The organism is Bartonella sp. AD13SXNS (assembly GCF_042196465.1).
Classification (GTDB): Bacteria; Pseudomonadota; Alphaproteobacteria; order Rhizobiales; family Rhizobiaceae; genus Bartonella.
The window spans coordinates 278-551 of record NZ_JBHIQI010000120.1 but is presented as its reverse complement, the minus strand read 5'-3'; positions in this window follow the sequence as shown (position 1 = coordinate 551).

The following is a 274-nucleotide window of genomic DNA, read 5'->3' as shown; positions in this document are numbered from 1 at the left end:
TATTTTGACTTCACGTTTTTTCATTGCTTATCTCATTTTCCTAAGTATATGGCTAATTGATCTTCCCGCATTTATTGGAGATCTGTTCCACATACAAACTTACCCCCCACGGAAAAACAACGAAATCTCCTCTTATCATAAAAGATTATACGCATCAATGACAGAGTTTAAACTGTAATAATGCTCTTTATAACCCCTCATTTCACCCTCCTCATTAAAGTTTTAAATCTTTCCAAGCATCTGTAATTCCCGCAAAGCAGCAGCATCGCGAGCA